This window comes from Corynebacterium cystitidis (genome assembly GCF_900187295.1).
Lineage (GTDB): Bacteria > Actinomycetota > Actinomycetes > Mycobacteriales > Mycobacteriaceae > Corynebacterium > Corynebacterium cystitidis.
In genome coordinates this window covers 2,376,673-2,395,617 of sequence record NZ_LT906473.1, presented here as the reverse complement: position 1 = coordinate 2,395,617, position 18,945 = coordinate 2,376,673, and the positions used below count along the sequence as shown (strand labels likewise).

At 58.7% G+C, this 18,945-nt stretch carries 19 protein-coding genes and 1 tRNA gene; 10 read left to right on the top strand and 10 right to left on the bottom strand.

Going from position 1 to position 18,945, the window contains the following annotated elements:
- The first annotated feature begins 29 nt into the window (after window positions 1-29).
- Window positions 30-1,604: a catalase gene (locus CKV99_RS11350; RefSeq protein WP_092259085.1), complete on the top strand. Its 1,575-nt coding sequence runs from the start codon at window positions 30-32 to the stop codon at window positions 1,602-1,604.
- A gap of 242 nt (window positions 1,605-1,846) precedes the next feature.
- Here the strand turns inward: CKV99_RS11350 and CKV99_RS11345 are convergent, their stop codons facing one another.
- From CKV99_RS11345 to CKV99_RS11320, 6 genes are read right to left on the bottom strand one after another with little or no spacing between them, the layout of a single operon-like run.
- Entirely contained in the window at window positions 1,847-2,179 is a 333-nt protein-coding gene (locus CKV99_RS11345) for a Na+/H+ antiporter subunit G (RefSeq protein ID WP_092259088.1), read from the bottom strand.
- Complete coding sequence (locus tag CKV99_RS11340) at window positions 2,179-2,457, bottom strand: cation:proton antiporter (protein WP_169872637.1); 279 nt, start codon at window positions 2,455-2,457, stop codon at window positions 2,179-2,181. Before CKV99_RS11340 ends, CKV99_RS11345 begins: the two co-directional genes overlap by 1 nt.
- Before the next feature lie 2 nt (window positions 2,458-2,459).
- Window positions 2,460-2,861, bottom strand: a complete 402-nt coding sequence (locus CKV99_RS11335) for a monovalent cation/H+ antiporter subunit E (protein ID WP_092259091.1) — start codon at window positions 2,859-2,861, stop codon at window positions 2,460-2,462.
- Entirely contained in the window at window positions 2,861-4,399 is a 1,539-nt protein-coding gene (locus CKV99_RS11330; protein WP_092259094.1) for a monovalent cation/H+ antiporter subunit D family protein, read from the bottom strand. Before CKV99_RS11330 ends, CKV99_RS11335 begins: the two co-directional genes overlap by 1 nt.
- A gap of 3 nt (window positions 4,400-4,402) precedes the next feature.
- Window positions 4,403-4,897 carry a sodium:proton antiporter gene (locus CKV99_RS11325; RefSeq protein ID WP_408607538.1) on the bottom strand — a complete coding sequence of 165 codons (495 nt, stop codon included), beginning with the start codon at window positions 4,895-4,897 and terminating at the stop codon, window positions 4,403-4,405.
- 2 nt (window positions 4,898-4,899) lie between these two features.
- A complete protein-coding gene (locus CKV99_RS11320) occupies window positions 4,900-7,905 on the bottom strand; it encodes a DUF4040 family protein (protein ID WP_092259100.1) in 3,006 nt (1,001 codons plus the stop codon).
- Between the two features lie 129 nt (window positions 7,906-8,034).
- Here CKV99_RS11320 and CKV99_RS11315 point away from each other — a divergent pair, with 129 nt between their 5' ends.
- The gene (locus tag CKV99_RS11315) at window positions 8,035-9,456 is read left to right on the top strand and encodes a YhgE/Pip domain-containing protein (protein ID WP_092259103.1); all 1,422 of its coding nucleotides are present in this window, start codon (window positions 8,035-8,037) and stop codon (window positions 9,454-9,456) included.
- A 54-nt stretch (window positions 9,457-9,510) separates the two neighbouring features.
- Here the strand turns inward: CKV99_RS11315 and CKV99_RS11310 are convergent.
- Together CKV99_RS11310 and CKV99_RS11305 are read right to left on the bottom strand one after the other, a co-directional pair.
- Window positions 9,511-9,587 (bottom strand) — tRNA-Pro (locus tag CKV99_RS11310).
- Between the two features lie 81 nt (window positions 9,588-9,668).
- Window positions 9,669-10,580, bottom strand: a complete 912-nt coding sequence (locus CKV99_RS11305) for a metallophosphoesterase (protein ID WP_092259106.1) — start codon at window positions 10,578-10,580, stop codon at window positions 9,669-9,671.
- 44 nt (window positions 10,581-10,624) lie between these two features.
- Here CKV99_RS11305 and CKV99_RS11300 point away from each other — a divergent pair, with 44 nt between their 5' ends.
- Window positions 10,625-11,074, top strand: coding sequence for a GatB/YqeY domain-containing protein (locus tag CKV99_RS11300; protein WP_092259109.1), 450 nt, complete (start codon window positions 10,625-10,627; stop codon window positions 11,072-11,074).
- Between the two features lie 25 nt (window positions 11,075-11,099).
- Here the strand turns inward: CKV99_RS11300 and CKV99_RS11295 are convergent, their stop codons facing one another.
- Complete coding sequence (locus CKV99_RS11295; RefSeq protein WP_092259113.1) at window positions 11,100-13,517, bottom strand: transglycosylase domain-containing protein; 2,418 nt, start codon at window positions 13,515-13,517, stop codon at window positions 11,100-11,102.
- Window positions 13,518-13,747: 230 nt separating this feature from the next.
- Here CKV99_RS11295 and CKV99_RS11290 point away from each other — a divergent pair, with 230 nt between their 5' ends.
- The 4 genes from CKV99_RS11290 (at window position 13,748) to CKV99_RS11275 (ending at window position 15,695) form a co-directional block, all read left to right on the top strand.
- Window positions 13,748-14,104 (top strand): WhiB family transcriptional regulator, encoded by a 357-nt coding sequence (locus tag CKV99_RS11290; RefSeq protein WP_373370007.1) that lies wholly within the window; start codon window positions 13,748-13,750, stop codon window positions 14,102-14,104.
- Window positions 14,105-14,122: 18 nt separating this feature from the next.
- Entirely contained in the window at window positions 14,123-14,290 is a 168-nt protein-coding gene (locus CKV99_RS11285; RefSeq protein WP_092259116.1) for a DUF4177 domain-containing protein, read from the top strand.
- The gene (locus tag CKV99_RS11280; RefSeq protein ID WP_092259118.1) at window positions 14,291-14,752 is read left to right on the top strand and encodes a RidA family protein; all 462 of its coding nucleotides are present in this window, start codon (window positions 14,291-14,293) and stop codon (window positions 14,750-14,752) included. It begins immediately after the preceding gene.
- 127 nt (window positions 14,753-14,879) lie between these two features.
- Window positions 14,880-15,695: an MBL fold metallo-hydrolase gene (locus CKV99_RS11275; protein ID WP_092259121.1), complete on the top strand. Its 816-nt coding sequence runs from the start codon at window positions 14,880-14,882 to the stop codon at window positions 15,693-15,695.
- On the opposite strand, the gene glxR is transcribed toward CKV99_RS11275, so the two are convergent.
- A complete protein-coding gene (glxR, locus tag CKV99_RS11270) occupies window positions 15,692-16,375 on the bottom strand; it encodes a CRP-like cAMP-activated global transcriptional regulator GlxR (RefSeq protein WP_092259125.1) in 684 nt (227 codons plus the stop codon). The genes CKV99_RS11275 and glxR overlap by 4 nt on opposite strands.
- A gap of 385 nt (window positions 16,376-16,760) precedes the next feature.
- Between glxR and nth the strand changes: the two genes are divergently transcribed.
- From nth to CKV99_RS11255, 3 genes are read left to right on the top strand one after another with little or no spacing between them, the layout of a single operon-like run.
- Entirely contained in the window at window positions 16,761-17,522 is a 762-nt protein-coding gene (nth, locus tag CKV99_RS11265; RefSeq protein WP_092259128.1) for an endonuclease III, read from the top strand.
- Between the two features lie 17 nt (window positions 17,523-17,539).
- On the top strand, window positions 17,540-18,127 hold the full coding sequence (locus tag CKV99_RS11260) for a TlpA family protein disulfide reductase (protein ID WP_092259131.1): 588 nt from the start codon (window positions 17,540-17,542) through the stop codon (window positions 18,125-18,127).
- A gap of 31 nt (window positions 18,128-18,158) precedes the next feature.
- Entirely contained in the window at window positions 18,159-18,869 is a 711-nt protein-coding gene (locus CKV99_RS11255) for an NUDIX hydrolase (protein ID WP_092259134.1), read from the top strand.
- Window positions 18,870-18,945 lie beyond the last annotated feature (76 nt).

Below are 18,945 nucleotides of genomic sequence, written 5' to 3'. Positions count from 1 at the left end.
AATAGCCAATATCCTTGGAGGAGGATGTCATGACTAACAACCCATCTGATCAGTCAGCAACACAAGACATCGTCAATCGCGGCGAACGCCCAGCAGGTAACACCACTACCACTCGCCTTAACGGCGCGCCTGTTCCGTCCGAGAACATTTCCGTTACCGCAGGTGCACAGGGCCCTAATGTGCTCGACGATATTCACCTGATTGAGAAGCTCGCACACTTCAACCGCGAGAACGTTCCAGAACGCATCCCGCACGCGAAAGGCCACGGCGCGTTTGGTGAATTGCATATCACCGAAGATGTTTCCCAATACACCAAGGCGAAGGTCTTCCAGAAGGGCACAGTAACCCCCATGGTTGGCCGTTTCTCCACCGTTGCTGGTGAGGCTGGCTCGCCTGATACCTGGCGCGACGTTCACGGTTTCGCCCTGCGCTTCTACACCGAAGAAGGCAACTTGGACATCGTGGGCAACAACACCCCAACCTTCTTCCTGCGCGATGCGATGAAGTTCCCAGACTTCATCCACTCGCAGAAGCGCAACCCAGCCTCTGGCCTGCGTGATGACGAGATGCAGTGGGACTTCTGGACCCGTACCCCTGAGTCCGCCCACCAGGTGACCTACCTGTTGGGTGATCGTGGTACTCCGAAGTCCACCCGCCACCAAAACGGCTACGGCTCCCACACTTTCCAGTGGATTAATGAGGCTGGTGAACCATTCTGGGTTAAGTACCACTTCCTGTCCCAGCAGGGCGTAGAAAACTTCACCGATGAGGAAGCAACCGAGAAGGCAGGCACTGACCCCGACCTGCACCGTCAAGACCTCTACGACGCTATTGAGCGCGGCGACTTCCCGAAGTGGGACGTCTACGTACAGGTCATGCCTTTCGACGAGGCAGAGAACTACCGCTGGAACCCATTCGATCTGACCAAGACCTGGTCGAAGAAGGACTACCCACGGATCAAGGTCGGTTACTTCGAGTTGAACCGCAACCCGAAGAACTACCACGCCCAGATTGAGCAGCTGGCTCTGGACCCATCCAACATCGTTCCAGGTGTTGGCCTGTCCCCAGACCGCATGCTGCAGGGCCGGGTCTTTGCGTACGCTGACCAGCAGCGTTACCGCATTGGGCCGAACTACCGCGACCTGCCGGTTAACCGTCCGATCAATGAGGTGAACACCTACTTGGAGCGTGGCAGCATGGCTTACTTCTTCAGCCATGAGGGTGAGCCAAACTACAGCCCGAACCGCACCGACAAAGGTGCCGGCTACCTGGACAACGGTGAGGATTCTTCCTCTAACCACACCACTTACGGCCAGGCAGAGGACCTGTATGTGAACTCGGATCCTCACGGCAGCGACATGACCCGCGCGGCCTATGTCAAGCACAAGGATGACGATGACTTCATGCAGGCAGGCATCCTCTACCGTGAGGTGTACGACGACGGTGAGAAAGAACGCCTAGTTCACAACATCACCAACAAGATGTTGTCCATCAAGAACAAGGACGTCGAAGAGCGCGTGTACGAGTACTGGGGCAAGGTAGACGAGAACCTTGGCCAGCGTGTGCGCGACTCCCTCGCACAGAAGCGCGCAGCTCAGCAGTAGGCAGGCAAGTCCGCCATGAAAGCGCCGGGGCAGTCTCCCTATGTGGGAGACTGCCCCGGCGCTTCGTCGTTAAGCCCGACACTGACCCAGCCCCTCTGGCAGGTGCTCTGTTCGGTCGACAAATCTGTCGTTCGTCTGGGGATTCGGCTTGTTTGTCGACCAAAAAGTGCGCAGCGTGGCGCAGCAGCCCGACCAGCCAACGACTTACGTCATTTTCGTCTGAAGCGAAAAACTAAGGCGACCTAGTGGTCCTCGCGGATGCCAGCCTTGGTGTCCACGATGGTCACACCGTACATGGCGCGTCCCATGATGAACGATCCCACCGCAGCCACAAACCACATCGCGGCAATTGCGATAACAGCACGGATGAACAGGTGCCACTCGAATCCGACGGTGGACCAATCAATCACAAGCTTCGCCACGATCAGCAGGGGGATGCCCACACTAGTCAGTGGTCCCATCAGGTTGACGCGTGTTAGTGCGTCAGGTGCGCGGAACTGCAGGATTGTGGTGGACACAGCCATTAGTGTCGCGATGATCACCAGGATGGAAGCGATAATTTCTGCGATCGTCATTAGCGCCGTCCCTTCGAGATGATGCGCGCCATCGACATTGTTGGCAGCACGCCACCCACGACCGCAGCCAGCAGGGCAACATCGTAGGTGATAAGTGAGTCGTTGAACAATGTCCACGACAGGAAAATCGCAATCATCGAGTAGAACACCAGGTCCGAAAGAATTGCCTTAGTGAAGTTGTCTTTGGTGCGCACCAGCAGGTACAGCCCGGCGACAAGGCAGCCAGCCATAATCCCAATGCACACGGTCACGATTGCGGTGAATATACTGGTAAACATTGCTAAACCTCCTTGCCCGAAGCAGTGATATCTTCAGCCGGGTACTCGTAGTACACCTTGGTGGCGTCAAACGGGATGTCTTTCACGCCGGGCGCCAAGCGCTCCTCCATGTCAGCGAACGACTCAATGTCAGAAACAGGGTCAGAGCCGAACGCGGACTGCACAATGAGAATCCGCGGCTCTCCCTCGTTGACGGGTTCACGCAAACCGAGTGAGAGTGTGGTTGGCGTTGCCGTAACTGAGCTGGCAAACCAGAAGATCTCCCACTCCCCGGTGACTCGCAAAGGGTAGTAGATCACCACGGGGTTAAGCTCATTGGTGGGCTTCAAACCCTTCCAAGCGGCACCAAAACCGGCCACGAAGATTTCTTTGATTAACCAGAAAATGTAGCTAATAACGTGCATCAGTTACCTCCCTGTAGTTCGGCCACGTCGGGGATGCCGATGGCGTCGTCGCCAAGCACTGCCTGCACGTAGGAGTCTACGTCTAACAGCCCGTCAACACTGGTTAACACGGACTGCCAAAGGAAGCCCGCGCCGCAGAACATCACCAGAGATACCACCATGAGTGCCGCAGACGGCAACCACAGCGAAGTGCGCACGCGCAGGTCTGCAGGGAAGCGCTGCATGGGCTTGCCCCAGAACACTTCGCGCCACACACGCATCATTGCCAGCAGGGCACCGAAAGACGCCACGATGATCGCGGTGATCACTACCCAGCTACGCGCATCGCCTGGTTGGGCGGCAGCGAACACGATAGTGAGCTTGCCCCACAGGCCGGAAAATGGGGGGAAGCCCACCACAGAAAATGCGCCCGCGGCGAAAATCGCGGATGTCATCGGGTCGCGGCGCATCAGACCTGCCAGTTTGTTGATGGTGCCGGTGCCGTACGTTTCTTCGATAGCGCCCGAGTTGAGCACCAGTGAGCCGACCGTGACCATGTGGTGCAGGGTGTACATCAGGCCACCGGCCAGTGCGTAGCGCGGGTTGTCGGCAACAAAGGCCAGCATGATCAAGATGAAAGGCATGCCGTTGACCATCTGGTAGGACAGGACCCGGCGGATGGAATTTTCCGCAAGCCCGGCGAACGCGCCGATGAGCATGGAGATCACCATGATCACGATGATCAGCCATTCCCAGCGGCTCTCCAAGTCGAAGATGACTACGTAAATGCGGAAGAGCATGTACACCGCCACCTTGGTGTGCAGGCCGGAAAACAGGCCCATCACCGCGGCAGAAGTGGAGGGGTACGTGCGCGGCAGCCAGGTGTGCAGCGGAAACACGCCGGCCTTGGCGGCGATGGCGATCATGATGATGCCCACCGCTACCGTCACCTGTCCGCCACCCGCCGCGGCGCCCGCCAGCGAAGCGATATTCACTGCGCCGGTCACGCCGTAGATATAGCCCACGCCTAGCACCAGCAGGGTGGAGGCAGCTAGGTTGACCAGCACGAAAGTGCGTGCCGACGCCAGCCTGTCGCGCGTACCCGTCATAGCAATAAGGCCGTAGGACGGGAGGAGCATGACCTCGATCATCACGAAGAAGTTGAACAGGTCGGCGGTGAGCAGCGCACCGGAAACACCGGTGATGAGCACGAGGGTGAGTGCCGTGTAGAACCTCTCCTGCGTTTCGCCGGCCACAGCTGCGAACCAGTTGGACACCAGTGCGATGAGCATGGTGAAGATGATCATGATGGCTGAGAACTCGTCGGCCGCAAATGAAATACCGGCCCCGCCCTGGTACAAGCCGATCACGTGCGCGATCGTGCCGTGGGTGGAGGTATACCAATAGAGCCAGATACCGCCGGCCAGATTCACCGCCGGGATCAACAGCCCCAAAAAGTCATGGACGAGCTTGGATTTCGCCAGGGCTGCGACAGCGGAGGTAATCAGGGGCACAGCCACAAAGAGTGGTAGCAGGGATGCTGCAGTTGTTGTATCCACGGTTTAGGCCTCCTTCTCGTCGTTATGCGCGGAGCGTGTAGCCCAACCTCGCGTGAGTCGTGCCCGTACAGCCTGGGCTGTGCGGCCGGCTGTGGTCAGCGGGCTTGGGCCTTTGGCGTGGGCGTCTGCGTTAACATGGTCAACTAAACTAATACGCCCAGCTAGCGTCTCGTCGACTTCGGTGCGTGAGGTATTTGAGTCATCATCATTGGTGTCGTCGTTGCTGCCCAGGGCCGCCAGCATCAGCAAGATGGTGGTGGTGGCCATTGCGATCACAATCGCGGTGAGCACGAACGCCTGGGGCAGGGGGTCTGCCATGTCTTCCACGTCTGTAGTGGAGGGAAAGACTTGGCCGCGCCATGCACCGACACCCGCTGCAAGAAGCGTGAGGTTAGAGGCGTGCCCGAACAGGCTCATGCCAAATACGATGCGGACCATGCCGCGTTGCAAAATGAGGTAGACAGAGCCTGCCACTAGCACTGCAATTGTTAATGCCATGATCATTGCTGGTCCTCCTTCGTGGCGGGATCCGCATTGGGTGTTGCGTTGCGTTCACCTTCTGCGTGAACCAGGTGGGCGGTGGTTTCGCCGCGAGCGTTGATGGCGCGCGCGGACACCGCAACCGGGTTGTCGGCCGGGTTGATCGGCTCCGGGTAATCCGGTGCTACGTTTTCTGGCTCTTCAGGTTCCGGCACTTTTGGCAATGGGTTGGCCGGGTCACCGCGGGTGTAGCTGAGCTCGCTGGGATCGACACCGGGGCGCAGGTAGCCGCCAAGCGCGTTGATGGCCATTGTGAGCATGCCCAGCACTGCCATGTAGATACCCGCATCGAAGATCAGTGAGGTGGTCAGGTGCTCCCCGGCGACGGTGCCGTGGATGGCGTACAGAAACCCGCCTTCGATGTAGCCTAGGAACCCGGCGCTGATGGCGACGATAATGCCAATTCCGGTGAGCCAGATGGGCACTTGCTTGCCGACGACATTCCCATCCGCACCCTTCGAAATGTAGGACAGGGCGAAACCGGTAGCCAGGATTAATGCCGCGACGAAGCCACCGCCGGGCAGCTGGTGGCCACGGTAGAACACCAGGATGCTGAGGACGATCAGGACCGGCCAGATCAGCTTGATTAGTTTGCGCAGCGGAATCGAGTTGAGTTGCGACTGTCCGAAGGGGCGTGGGCGCAGGCCCTTTTCGAAGCGGTGGCGGGGCATCGAGGAGGTCACAGCCGCAATCACTACGGCGGCCATGCCGAGCACGGAGAGCTCGCCCAAGGTATCGAAGCCACGGAATTCCACGATGATCACGGCCACAATATTGTCCGCCGATGCCAGCGGCCCGCCCTCGTTGATGTACCACATCGCAAGCTCCGAGCGCTCGCGTCGGCCGAGTAGGGTGAACACGCCCAAAAATGCGGTAATACCGGCGAGGATTGCGATGATAGCCGCGACCGCTTTCCGGCGGGCATTGGTGTCTGGGAAGAGTCGAGGCTGGTAGCGCACCACCATCATGATCACTACGACGGTCAGCGATTCCACGAGGAATTGGGTCAGCGCCACATCTGGCGCACCCAGCAGCAGCATCTGCAAACTCATACCCACACCGGCGGTGCCGATCAACACGGCGGCCGCAAGCCGGTGGCGGGTGGTCACCAGCCCGATAACGGAGATGGTGATGATGGCGAACGGGATGATGTCCCACCAGTTGTCTAATCCTGGTGCGCGGTCTGCCAGAGGCATGCCGTCAATACCGGTGGACAGGAAGAGAGTACCCATGCCCAGTGCAATAACTGTGAGTACCAGCCACACTAGGTGGCGTGAGGGGTTGAAAGTGTTGGCCATCGCACCGACACCACGGCCCAATGCCGTCATGCCACGCGCCAGCCCATGGAGCACATCGTTGCCAGAAGCCGGCAGAAGCTCCTTATTTTCTAACGCGTCCCAGACAGGCTTGCGCACAGATAGGAACGCGATGCCAGCGGCGAGCACGATCATCGACACGATGAACGCAGTGTTGATACCGTGCCACACCGCAAGGTGAGACTCGTACTCGGTGGTGCGGGTTATGGCGTGGACTGCCGACTCAACAGGAGTGTTGACCTGCGCCAAGAAGAAGATGAGCACCAGTGACATCCAGCCAGGAAGTGCTGCTGGCAGCCACAGGGAAACCGGTGCTTCTTTCACACCCGACATATCGCGCGGGCCATCCACGAAGGCACCGAACACGATTTTCGCGGAGTACACAAAGGTCAAGAAAGCGGCGATACCAGCCACAGTCACCAGCACCCCCGACGCCGGTGCCTGCATAAACGCGCCCAGCATGCCTTCCTTGGACACAAAACCAAACAGTGGTGGCACAGCCGCCATCGAGGCCGCCGCCACCAGCACTGAGGTAAAGGTGAACGGCATCTTGTCATAAAGCTTGCCCAGGCGGCGGATATCACGCGAACCGGCCTGGTGGTCTACCACGCCGATCAACATGAACAGTGAGGACTTAAACAGTGCGTGGGCCAATGTGTGCACCACAGCAGCAGCCAGAGCGAACTGCGTGCCCACACCAATCGTGGCCACGATCCAGCCCAGGTGAGACACCGTGGAATAAGCTGTCAGCTGCTTCAAATCTGTCTTGGTTATCGCAAACGCTGCCGAGATCAAAGCAGTGCCCAGACCAAACACAATTAATATCGTGTTCCACACGGCGACGTCATGGAAGATCGTCGAAAAGCGCAGCAGCAGGTAAATGCCGGCCTTTACCACGGCAGCTGCGTGCAAGAACGCCGACACCGGGGTCGCAGCGGCCATTGCCTCTGGCAGCCAGAAGTGGAAGGGGAACTGAGCTGCCTTCGTAAACGCAGAGGTGGCAATCAGGACGGCCACGATCGTCGTTAAGCCCGGATCTTGTGCCCACACGTCGGAGGCGAAGATGCCTTGCAGGTTGGTGGTCCCAGCGTTGACCGAGGCCAGCGCGAGCGCTGCCAACAAGGTCAACCCCCCAATGAAAGTCAGGGCCAACGTGCGGTAGGAACCTGCCTCGCCGCTGGAACCGGACCGTGCGATCAGCATAAACGATGCGATGGAGACCAGCTCCCACGCGATGAACAGCACAACCGCATCATTGGACAACACAAGAAGCAGAACCGACAGCGTGAACGCCGTCATGATCGTGTAGAAACTTATATTGCCCTTACCCACAGGCAAGTAAGCCGCGGAGTAGATGAACACAACTGCGCCGATGATAAGCGCCAAGAGGGCGAAGAACACGCCTAACCCGTCGCCGTTGAGAGAAAAGGCGACCTCGGTGCCGGGGCCCAGCAAATCGCGAGCCCACACCACCCGATAAAGCACCGGTTCGCCGTTAAAAACCGCTGGTAGTTCACGTCCGATCACTACTGCTGCAGCGATCAAGAAAGCGGCCAGCGGCCAGCCAGCTCTCCGGTCGAACAGGCGCACTGACAGTGGGGCGAGGATCACCGCCACTGCTGTCAATGCGACTGCGATGAGCAATGCCACGGTGAATCACACCCAACTAGTAGGAAACAAACAGGAAAACATTGTGCGATGATATTTTCAGCGTACCAACTGGGGGTATAACGGTGTGGCTACACGTGTTAACCAGCCGAAAACTGTAGGTTGCAGATCATGAAAACCCGTCTGCTCCTCGCATTGGTAATCCTTGTCATCGGTGCTTTTGTGCCCATGAGTCCGGCTGAAACCTGGACCACAGGCGATGAGCCAATGGGTGCCCCCGCCACCTACGCCGGACCTGACAACCTCGTCGACGCTCGACGCGCGGCTGGCGAAGCACACTCGCAGGCAGGTTTCCTCACCAATGGCACAACCCAACTCAAGGAGGGCTCCGAAGACCTCAAAGACGGAATGCAAGAGCTTGCCGACGGCGCCGAAACCGCCCGATCCGGTGCTGAATCCTTGGCGGGTGGCATGAATGAACTCAACGCCGGCATGGGGCAACTCGGCGGTGGGGCAAACCAGGTTGCCGATGGAGTAAGCACAGCTGTTGACACAGTGGTGGGTTTTGAGGCTGTCAAGGGACAAATCTTGGGCACCATCGACCGCACACTCGAAGAAACAGAAGGCGCCACCGACCCAGACATTGTGGATGCCCGCAACGCGCTGAGCGATCTCCGCGGCCAAGTAGAAACAGCGCAGCTTCCCGAAGACATCGTCGACCAACTCAATCAGCTTCGCGACGGTTCCCGTGAAATCTCTAACCAGCTGACTACGCCAGGTTTCGCGTTCTACGACGGGATGAGCTCCGCCACCAGCGGAGCCACCGACCTTTCCAACGGAATGACTGAACTACGCGACGGGGCTAATACAGCCCGCGACGGATCCCAGGACCTTTTCGATGGGGCCTCCCAGGTCGATACCATGGCGGGCAATACTAAAACCAAGATTGAAGACATCCAGGGTGCTATCCCCGGCCCGACACCACAACAGCAACAAGCGATGGCCGGCCCAGATAAGGTCACTGCAAGCGCTTTGTCGCCACTGGTGGCTATGCTCATCGCGGCCCTCATGGTGCTTGGTGGGCTGGCGCTCGCCCTTGCAGCATTTGTGGTTGATGGGTCACGGCGAGCCATCATCGGGTTTGGTACCGCGTTTTTAACTGTGGTGGGCCTTGTCCTCGTCATGGTGTTGGGTGTGGGGCTGTCGCCGCTGGCCATGCTGATGATCGGTGCGGGCTTGGTACTGGGTGTTCTGGCCTCAGCTGGTTTGAGCTGGATGCTGCTGGCAGCGTGTGGCCCGCGCGGTGGCGCCACTGTGGCAGCATTGTTCGCCGCTGTGCAGGTAGGCGGGGTGGGTTGGCTGTGGAAGTCTGCCTCTGTGGCTTCGGTGAGTGGGGCCTGGAAGGTTGCAGTTGGGCTCATGCCGTTGCACTGGACCACGACCACTTTGTCGTCGTCAGGCAATGTTGGCTCAAGCCGGGCGTTGTGGATCTCCCTGGCGCTGGCCACAGCGCTTGCAGTGCTGGGCGTGGTGGCGATGGCGCGCGGGCGAGTGGCACCGGCTGGTGTAGTTGAGATAGAGCAGGAAAAATAATCCCCGGCTGAAAATTAATCCCCGGCTGAAAATTTCAGCCGGGGACCTTCCACCTGGTCGGGATAACAGGATTTGAACCTGCGACCCCTTCGTCCCGAACGAAGTGCGCTACCAAACTGCGCCATATCCCGTTGCACTCGCAGTACCATCTGTACCATCGGTACTGTCGGTGCACCGAAAAACTATACTCCTTGCCCCGGAAGGAGCAAAAATCATTGTTGCTCCGTAATCCTCAGCAGGGCAGCGGACGGTGGGCAGAAAATACGCACCGGTGCATATTTTGAGGTTCCCAGCCCGTTGGTCACGTGCAGCCACATCTCACCATATTTATGCAGGCCCGAGGCGCGCTTGCGGTCGATGTCAGAATTGGACACCAGAGTTATTTCTCCGGGGAGGCAGATCTGGCCGCCGTGAGTATGCCCGGCCAACGTCAGGTGGTAACCGTCGGCTTCGAAGGCATCCAGCACTCGCCGATACGGTGCGTGCACCACACCGATAGATAAGTCCGAATCTGCGTTTGGTGCGCCAGCGACCGCGGAATAATCGTCGAGTTCGTGGTGTGGGTCGTCCACGCCTGCGAGCGCCAGCTTTAGTCCAGAGGCCATAAACTCCAGCCGGGTGTGTGTGGCATCCTGCCAGCCACGCTCGATAAAAGCGGCCCGCATGCCTTCCCAAGGAAGGTCAACGTAACTCGGTTTCCGTTTGCTGCCGGTCAGGTATTTGACTGGGTTGACCAAGCTCGGCGCCCAGTAATCGTTGGTGCCAAACACGAACACGCCTGGGCGGCTGAGCAGCGAACCCAGCGCCTGCAACACGTCGGGCACGGCGCGCTTATCGGAGAGATTGTCGCCGGTGTTGACCACCAGGTCTGGCTCCAGCGAATCCAGTGCAGACACCCAGGCTACTTTCCTATCCTGCCCGGGGATCATGTGCAGGTCAGACAGGTGCAGGATGCGGAACTCATCGCGTCCGCGTAGTGTGCCCGGTTCCAGCAGGGGCAGTTCGTAGGTTTTTAGGCGGAAGTTGTTTAACTCGCGCACGCCGTAGGCCAGCATGCCGGCGCCGGCCAGCGTGCCAATGCCAGCGACAATGCCGAGTCCGCGCAGAATCTTGTAAATCTTCACTCTGCACACTCTACCGACAACCTCAGTGGCGTAGTCTTGGCTGCATGAGTGAGTTGAAAAATAAGATCCGTGAAGACATGAAGGCTGCTATGAAGGCTAAGGAGAAGGAGCGCCTGGGTGCGATCCGCATGCTCTTGGCTGCCATCCAGACGGAGGAGACCTCTGGTACGAAGCATGAGTTGACCGACGAGGACGTGCTTAAGGTAGTTGCCCGGGAGATCAAGAAGCGTCGCGAGTCCGCCGAGATTTACCAGGAGAATGGCCGCGATGATCTCGCTCAGGCCGAGCTGGCCGAGGTTGCGGTGTTGGAGGACTACCAGCCCGCGCAGCTTTCCGACGATGAGCTGAACTTACTTGTCGACGAAGCCATCGCCGAAACCGGTGCAACGTCCATGAAGGAGATGGGCCAGGTCATGAAGGTTGCCACTGAAAAAGCCGCTGGCCAGGCTGATGGCAAGCGGCTTTCTGAGGCGGTTAAAGCCCGTTTGGGCTAGTTGTGAGGCGGTGCGAGGCGGGCTGCTAGAGGCTGTTGAAGAAGTCTTCGAAGTCTCTGATGATTTGCTCGGCCTCTGGTGGAATAGCAGGTGCTTGTGCTGGATCACCATCGGCGCCTGGTGTGGGGGAGGGCGACCGGTTGGAGCCGTCCCTGGGGTTTTCAGACTGTGTTCGGGGGCGTGCGTTCGATCCATCGGACAGGTACATGGTAACTGTGGATCCGCGAGATAGTTGGGGGTCCTCAGCCTTGACGTACACGACGTGGTTGCGGGGGATGCCATTGCCGAAGGTGGTGCCGGTTTTGACCACGAAGCCTTGATCTTCGAGGCGGGTGCGCGCATCCTGCTCCGAAAGCCCGGTGACATCGTCCAGGGCGGTCTTGGACTCACCTTGGTTGTACAGCGCGTCGTGGGCGGGAAGTCCCGCACCAGGTGCCCCGGGGATGTTGTTGGCAGTGTTGAACCACATTTGTGCGGGTTCGCGTCCGCCGTAGAGGGACCCGCCCTGGCATTGTCGCACTGGCGAGGTGCACAGGGACATGGTTGTGGTGCCGTCGTTGAAGATGTACGGTGCTGCCGCGATGGCGTTGTTATAGCCTAAGAAAGCGGAGGACTGGTGAGACTCGGTGGTACCGGTTTTTGCTGCTACCGGGGAGTTCCATCCGTAGGCGTTGGCGGCGCCGGCAGCAGTACCTGAGACCGCGTCCTCGGAGAGAGCTTGTGAAACGGCGTTGGCCACCCCTGGGTCTAGCACAGTTTCGCACTCAGGGCGGTCTAGGAAGACTTCTTGCCCGTCGCGGTCAGTGACTTGGGCGATTGGGTTTGGTTCGCACCACCGGCCGTGCGAAGCCAGGGTGGCACCCACGTTGGAGAGCTCTAAAGCGTTGACCGCGGTGGGGCCTAGGGTGAATGAGCCGAGGTTGGCTTCCTTGAAATATTCCGCGATGGAGCTATCGCCGTAGGTGCCTGGCTCGGCGTAGGACCGCAGGCCGAGCTTGACGGCCATATCCACAGTTGGGGCCACACCAACTTGTTGGATTAGTTCGATAAATGTGGTGTTCGGCGACTGTGCTAGTGCGTCCTTTAGGCTTAAGTGGGCGGGGTAGACGCCTGCGTTTTCCACACAGTAAGCGTTGGGTGGGCATCCTCTAGCGCCACCGGTGCCCATTCCGTAGACCTCGGTGCGGGTAGGTACTGGCAGCATGGTGTCTAATCCCATGCCCTGTTCAATTGCCACGGCTGCGGTGAATACTTTGAACACGGAGCCTGCGCCGTTGCCCACTAGGGTGGACGGTTGGGGCAGGTACGTTTGGCCTGCTTCGAGGTTAAGCCCGTAGTTGCGTGAGGAGACCATGGCTGCGATGTCACGGGAGTTTTCGCCGGGCTTTACGACGTTTAACACGCCCGCTACACCTGGGGTTGAGGGATTAACGGCGTTGTTCACTGCGTTCTGGGCTGCTTGTTGGGTGATGGGGTCCAGTGTGAGGCGTACGGTATACGCATCGTTTTTCAGCTGTTCTTCGGTCATCCCTTTGGCCTGCAGGTACTCCATGGCATAGTCGCACAAGAAGCCTGCGCTTCCCGCGCTGATGCAGCCGTTGGGCAATATGGCAGGAGACTCGAGCACGCCGAGTGGCCCTTGGATGTACGCGTTGGCTTCTTCTTGGGTGATATAGCCGACCTCGGCCATTGCTTGCAAAACGGTGTTGCGCCGTTGGGTTGCGCCATCCGGGTTGGTGTATGGGTTTAAGGCTTCCGACGATTGCACCATGCCCACCAGCAGCGCAGCTTGCGGAACGTTTAACTCGGCGGCAGAAATGCCGAAGTACGTGCGCGCTGCCGCTTCGATGCCGTAGGCGTGGTTCCCGAAGGGGACCACGTTTAAATATCGTCCGAGGATCTCGTCTTTGGTGAGGTTCTTGTCCAAGTCTGAGGCCATGCGCATCTCGCGTAGTTTGCGGGGAACGGACTGCTCGGTTGCTGCTATTTGCTCGTCGGTGGATTCTGCGTCGACAAGTAACAAGTAGTTCTTGACGTACTGCTGGTGGATCGTTGAGGCACCCTGTTCCACTCCGCCTGCCGCCAAATTCGCCAGCAGGGCGCGGGCGGTACCTTGAATATCCACGCCGTCGTGTTCGTAGAAGCGCCGGTCTTCGATAGCGACCAGGGCGTCTTTCACCGGCTGCGCGATCTGATCCGGCTCAACTTCGTGGCGGCGTTGGTTGTATAGCCATGCGATCGGCTCACCGTTGATGTCGGTGATCGTCGTCACGCCCGGCGCTGTGCCATCGGTGAGATCGGCCAAATTGGATTGCATCGTCGCGGTTGTTCGGGCCACGGCCACGCCACCGATACCCGCGAAAGGGGCTAGGCTCAGTGCGACGAGGAGCGCGGCCACTAGGACGGCTCCAACTAGTTTTCCCAGGGATTTCAATGAACTCACGGCTTATACCCTACGGTGTTGACCCCGCGCTTGGGAATGGAACCATCCCCCCGGTAGTGTGACGTGTTCGACAAAGCCGCGAATCCGTGAATAGACTTACAGACATAGCTAATAAGTCTGCCTCGGTCATACCTTTTACGTGAGGGGTTCATGGAAGCTTCCTCATGAAATCGTGTGACGATCCCGGCAGAGCGCGTGAGCGCACCGAAATCCTCCCGAAAGGAGATCCCATGACCGCCACTTTGCCCCGAGGAGTCGTCGCCTCCAGCGATGCAACCCCAATGAAAAGTAATTCAGCCGGGCAGATGGAATTTGACCGTGGTGAATGGGTGACTCAGGCTAAGTGTCGTGCAGGTGACCCAGATGCACTGTTTGTCCGTGGGGCAGAGCAGCGTAAAGCAGCAGTGATTTGTCGGCACTGCCCTGTGCAGCTTGAGTGCCGTGCGGATGCTTTAGATAACAAGGTCGAATTCGGCGTATGGGGCGGACTAACTGAACGTCAGCGTCGCGCACTGCTGCGCAAGAATCCACATATCAAGGACTGGGCTGCATATTTATCAGCTGGCGGTCCCCTCGAGGGCATTTAAACCGCTAGAGTGGTTCCCATGAAGAAATGGGAATACTCTACCGTGCCTTTGCTTACCCACGCGACGAAGCAGATTTTGGATTCGTGGGGTGAAGAAGGCTGGGAGCTGGTCACCGTCATGCCAGGGCCTAACCCCGAAAACGTCGTGGCTTACCTCAAACGTGAGATCTCCGGGGGTGAGCACTAAATGAGGAACTGGACTGCACGGCTCGAAGAGCTTGGGATTAAGTTGCCTGCGGTAGCTGCTCCGGTTGCCGCTTACGTGCCAGCTATCCAGGTGGGAAATCAGGTGTGGACATCAGGCCAGCTTCCTTTCGTGGATGGTGAACTGCCAGCGACCGGTAAGGTCGGTGCGGAGGTTGACCAAGATACTGCCTATGATCTGGCGCGCACCGCTGTCCTTAACGCGGTCGCTGCGGTCGATGATTTGGTGGGAGTGGACAAGATTTCCCGCGTGGTCAAGATTGTCGGCTTCGTGGCATCTGATGTGGACTTCCACGCTCAACCCGCCGTTGTTAACGGTGCCAGCGAGGCTATCCAGGAAATTTTCGGTGACCAGGGTGTGCATGCTCGGTCTGCCGTCGGTGTTGCAGTTTTGCCACTGAACTCCCCGGTAGAAGTTGAGCTGATCGTCGAGGTTGAGGATTAAAACTCCTGGCTTCGTCGCCCCTGCCGTGCCGTAACTCGAGAATTGGCCCGAAGTGGCCTGGCACCCATCTGTGCGGGGAGCGCGAATCAAGTTCGAATAATTGTATCGGCCCTGTAGGCTGGGAGCCATGGAGCACCCAGCCTATAGTCAGTTGCGACCTGTTACGAACTCCGCTGCCGTCGTTTTGGCGCCGAACCCCAGCTACGCCGCGCTAGAGGGGACCAACTCGTGGATCGTTCGAGATCCCGAAGATGAGTTCAGCATTGTTGTTGATCCGGGCCCAGGCGATGAGGGACACCTCAATGTGCTTGCGGCCAAGGGGGAGAAAGTGGGGCTCATTTTGCTGACGCACCGCCACTATGATCATGCCGATGGGGCGCAGCGATTCCGCCAGCTGACCGGTGCCCCAGTACGGGCCTTCGATTCCCGTTACTGCATCAATGGCGATCCGCTGACTGATGGTGAACTGATCACCCTTGATGGGGTGACACCAACGGTGAAAGTCGTTCACACCCCAGGGCATACTGCAGATTCGGTGTGCTTCTTCGTGTACACCCACGATGAGGACGATGCGCAACTGGAAGGCATCATCACCGGGGATACGATCGCAGGGCGCCACACAACGATGATCTCCGAAACTGACGGAGATCTTGGTGATTACTTAGCCTCCTTGGAACACCTTGAGCAGGCGGGCAAGAATATTGCTCTGCTTCCCGGCCACGGCCCTGATGCGGACGATCTGTCAGCGTTTGCCCGGAAGTACATCGATCGCCGCAACTTTCGCCTCGATCAGATCCGGAAGATCTGGGCGGAGCGGGGACAGGACGTTGATATTAAAACCCTCGTTGACCTGATGTATGACGATGTGGATCCCGTTTTACGGGGCGCGGCCGAGCAATCGACTCGCGTGACACTGCGCTGGCTACAGGAAAACGAAGCCTAGCGTGCGCGCCGTGCCAGGTGCTCGGTGTCCACGATGAGAACTGACTTACCTTCGAGACGGATCCAGCCACGGTGAGCGAAGGTTGCCAGCGCTTTGTTCACGGTCTCTCGGGACGCGCCAACTAGTTGAGCAATCTCTTCCTGGGTGAGGTCGTGATTAACACGGAGCGCGCCACCTTCATGCTGGCCGAAGCGGTTCGCAAGCTGCAGTAACGTCTTTGCCACCCGTCCGGGGACATCGGTAAAGATGAGGTCTGCGAGCGAGGCGTTGGTTCGGCGCAGGCGTCGGGCCAGAACGCGTAGAAGCTGTTGGGAAATCTCCGGGTGGTCAGTGATCCACTTGCGCAGCATGTCCGAGTTCATTGTCGCTGCTTGAACCTCGGTGACACACACTGCCGAGGAGGTGCGTGGACCCGGATCGAAGATTGAGAGCTCACCGAACATATCGGAGGGGCCCATCACGCTGAGTAGGTTCTCGCGCCCGTCGGACGCGTGCCGTGCCAGCTTAATCTTGCCGGAAATGATGATGTAGAGGCGATCTCCAGGTTCGCCCTCGTCAAAGATGGTGGCGCCACGCGGGTAGCGCACGGTTTCCATATCTTTAGTGAGGTTCGCCACAGCGACAGGATCAACGCCCTGAAAAATACCTGCACGAGAAAGTGTTTCTTGTACACCTTCCATTAGTGCTCCTTCCAATCATGCTAGTTCCCTGCACACTATGGGTGGCAGTGCGGGGGTCTGCGACCAGCACCACGACAGACGGTGACTGCAATGTGTGCTGATAACCACATTACCGTCGAAGAGGTTACACTGTCTTGCGGTAAGGTTATTGATCACACTTCCCGAGTGTAACATTGGCCACGGCGTGGTGGGTGGGTTTCATCTGGAAGCTCGATGCCAGATTGGAGACAATTTAGAAAGACTAGTGCCCGATCGCGCTTGCTTCCAACTTCTCCATCAAGACGGGGAAAAGGGCAAGGCCGAGTGGGGCAATCAAAACGAGAATTGCTGTCATGGCACCCATCTTAGAGAAGGGGCAGCAACGGGGCAGACTAAGGTGGAGACCATGCCCTCACTCACACCGCAGAAGCTCCGGCGCCCCGGTTCACATCCTGCCGCGAAAGGTGCCGAAACTGCTCTTGGGCGCACTCGACGAGCGCGGCGTATCAACCGGACACTTGCGGTAGTGTTTCCTAATGCGCGCGCAGAATTAGACTTTGAAACACCGTTGGAGCTGCTTGTAGCCACAGTCTTGTCAGCGCAGACAACAGATGTGCGCGTCAACCAAGTCACTCCCGAACTTTTCGCGACATACCCGAGCGCCCAGGCCTACGCCACTGCGGATCAGGCCGACATCGAGGAAATCATTCGCCCAACAGGTTTTTTCCGGGCTAAGGCCGGAAACCTAATCGGGTTAGGCCAAAGGTTGGTCACCGAATATGGCGGAGAGGTTCCCGTGGAACTCCAAGCCTTGATCACCCTGCCGGGGGTGGGCCGTAAAACGGCACACGTTGTCCGGGGAAACGCGTTCGGGCTGCCAGGGTTGACGGTGGATACCCACTTTCAACGATTGGTCCACCGGCTCATGCTCACCGACGAGAAAGACCCAGTGCGCATTGAGCACGCCATCGGGGAACTGCTGGACAAGCAGGACTGGACGATGTTTTCCCACCGCATCATTTTCCAAGGCCGCCGCGTGTGCCACTCCCGCAAGGCCGCATGTGGGGCATGCTCACTGGCCTATGACTGCCCCTCATTCGGCCAGTTCGGGCCCACAGAGCCAGAGGCGGCAGAAAAGCTGATACGCGGCGAAGTAGTAGAGCTATGACAAAAGGGGGCACAGGAATGAAAAAAACGGTAATTACCAGCGTGATTGTGATCATTGCCGCCACCGTTGTGCTGGTGGTGGGTGCAATGAGCATGACGCGTTCCGACGACCCCTCCCAGGCTTCTGGCCCCACGGAAGGTCAGGGGCAATCGTCGATAAGCGAGAGTGCAGTAGACGTTGCCGACAGGCCCGACTGTCCGGCAGCTGGAGCTGGCGGTGTCGAACTGGAGTGTCTCGGTGGAAGCCAGGGCCCAGCACAGGCTGACCCGGAGCACATTACGGTGGTCAATGTGTGGGCGTGGTGGTGCGGCCCGTGCCGCGACGAACTTCCCTATGTTCAGGAGTTTTCCGATGCGAACCCGCAGTACACGGTGGTGGGCGTGCACGCGGATGCAATCCCGGGCAACGGCGCGGCCATGCTCAATGAGATGGGGTTGTCGCTGCCCAGCTACTCGGACACGGACAACTCGTTTGCCGGTGCGCTAGGGCTACCCAATGTGATTCCGATTACTGTGGTCTTTCGCGGCGAGGAACAAATCGGGTTTTTCCCCACGCCTTTTGGCTCCGCTGCTGAGATCAACGCCGCCGTAACCTCGGTACTATAGCCAGAGCTTAACGACGAACGGAGGTGTACCCATGACGTTTCCCAATGATCTTCCGGTGCACCCGCATAAAGCTCCCGAATGGTTAAGCGATATCGCATGTGGTGCGGACATGGTGTCGTCGCGGCTGTCTAACCGCACTACCGCGCCTGTCCAGGAAGGTGACAAGCAAGCCGCCGTGCTCCTGCTGTTTTCAGGCGATGCTGCTGCCACAACCTTGCCGGATGATGCCGGCATCCTGCTTACCCATCGTACGCCCACGATGCGCACACACTCCGGGCAAATGGCGTTTCCTGGTGGCCGCATCGACCCAGAGGACTTAGGGCCTGTCGACGCCGCCTTGCGCGAAGCGAAAGAAGAAACTGGACTAGACCCGGCCACAGTCACCCCGGTGGCCACCCTTGATACCGTCAGTGTGCGCTCCAACGGATACCCCGTCCACCCCGTTGTTGCCTATCAACACGAGCCAGCACCGACGTGGCCAGCCAGCGAATTCGAAACTGATGATGTCTTCGAGGCACATGTGCACGAGCTTCTCGACGAGACAAACCGCATCACCGTCGGCTGGCGGCAATGGACCGGGCCGGCGTTCCGGATCAACGGATACCTCGTGTGGGGTTTTACCGCAGCCCTTCTTGACGGCCTCTTTTCGGCCGTCGGATGGGAGAAGCACTGGGCGCACGAACGCGTCTACGATCTCGGTGACGCGTTGGCCCAATCACGTAACGGTGAACGACACCGATAACGATTCTCAGGTAGGGCCCCGGCGTGGGTAGGCTATGCCACAACCACACCGGGTTATTCTCGTTTTCTTAGCCCAC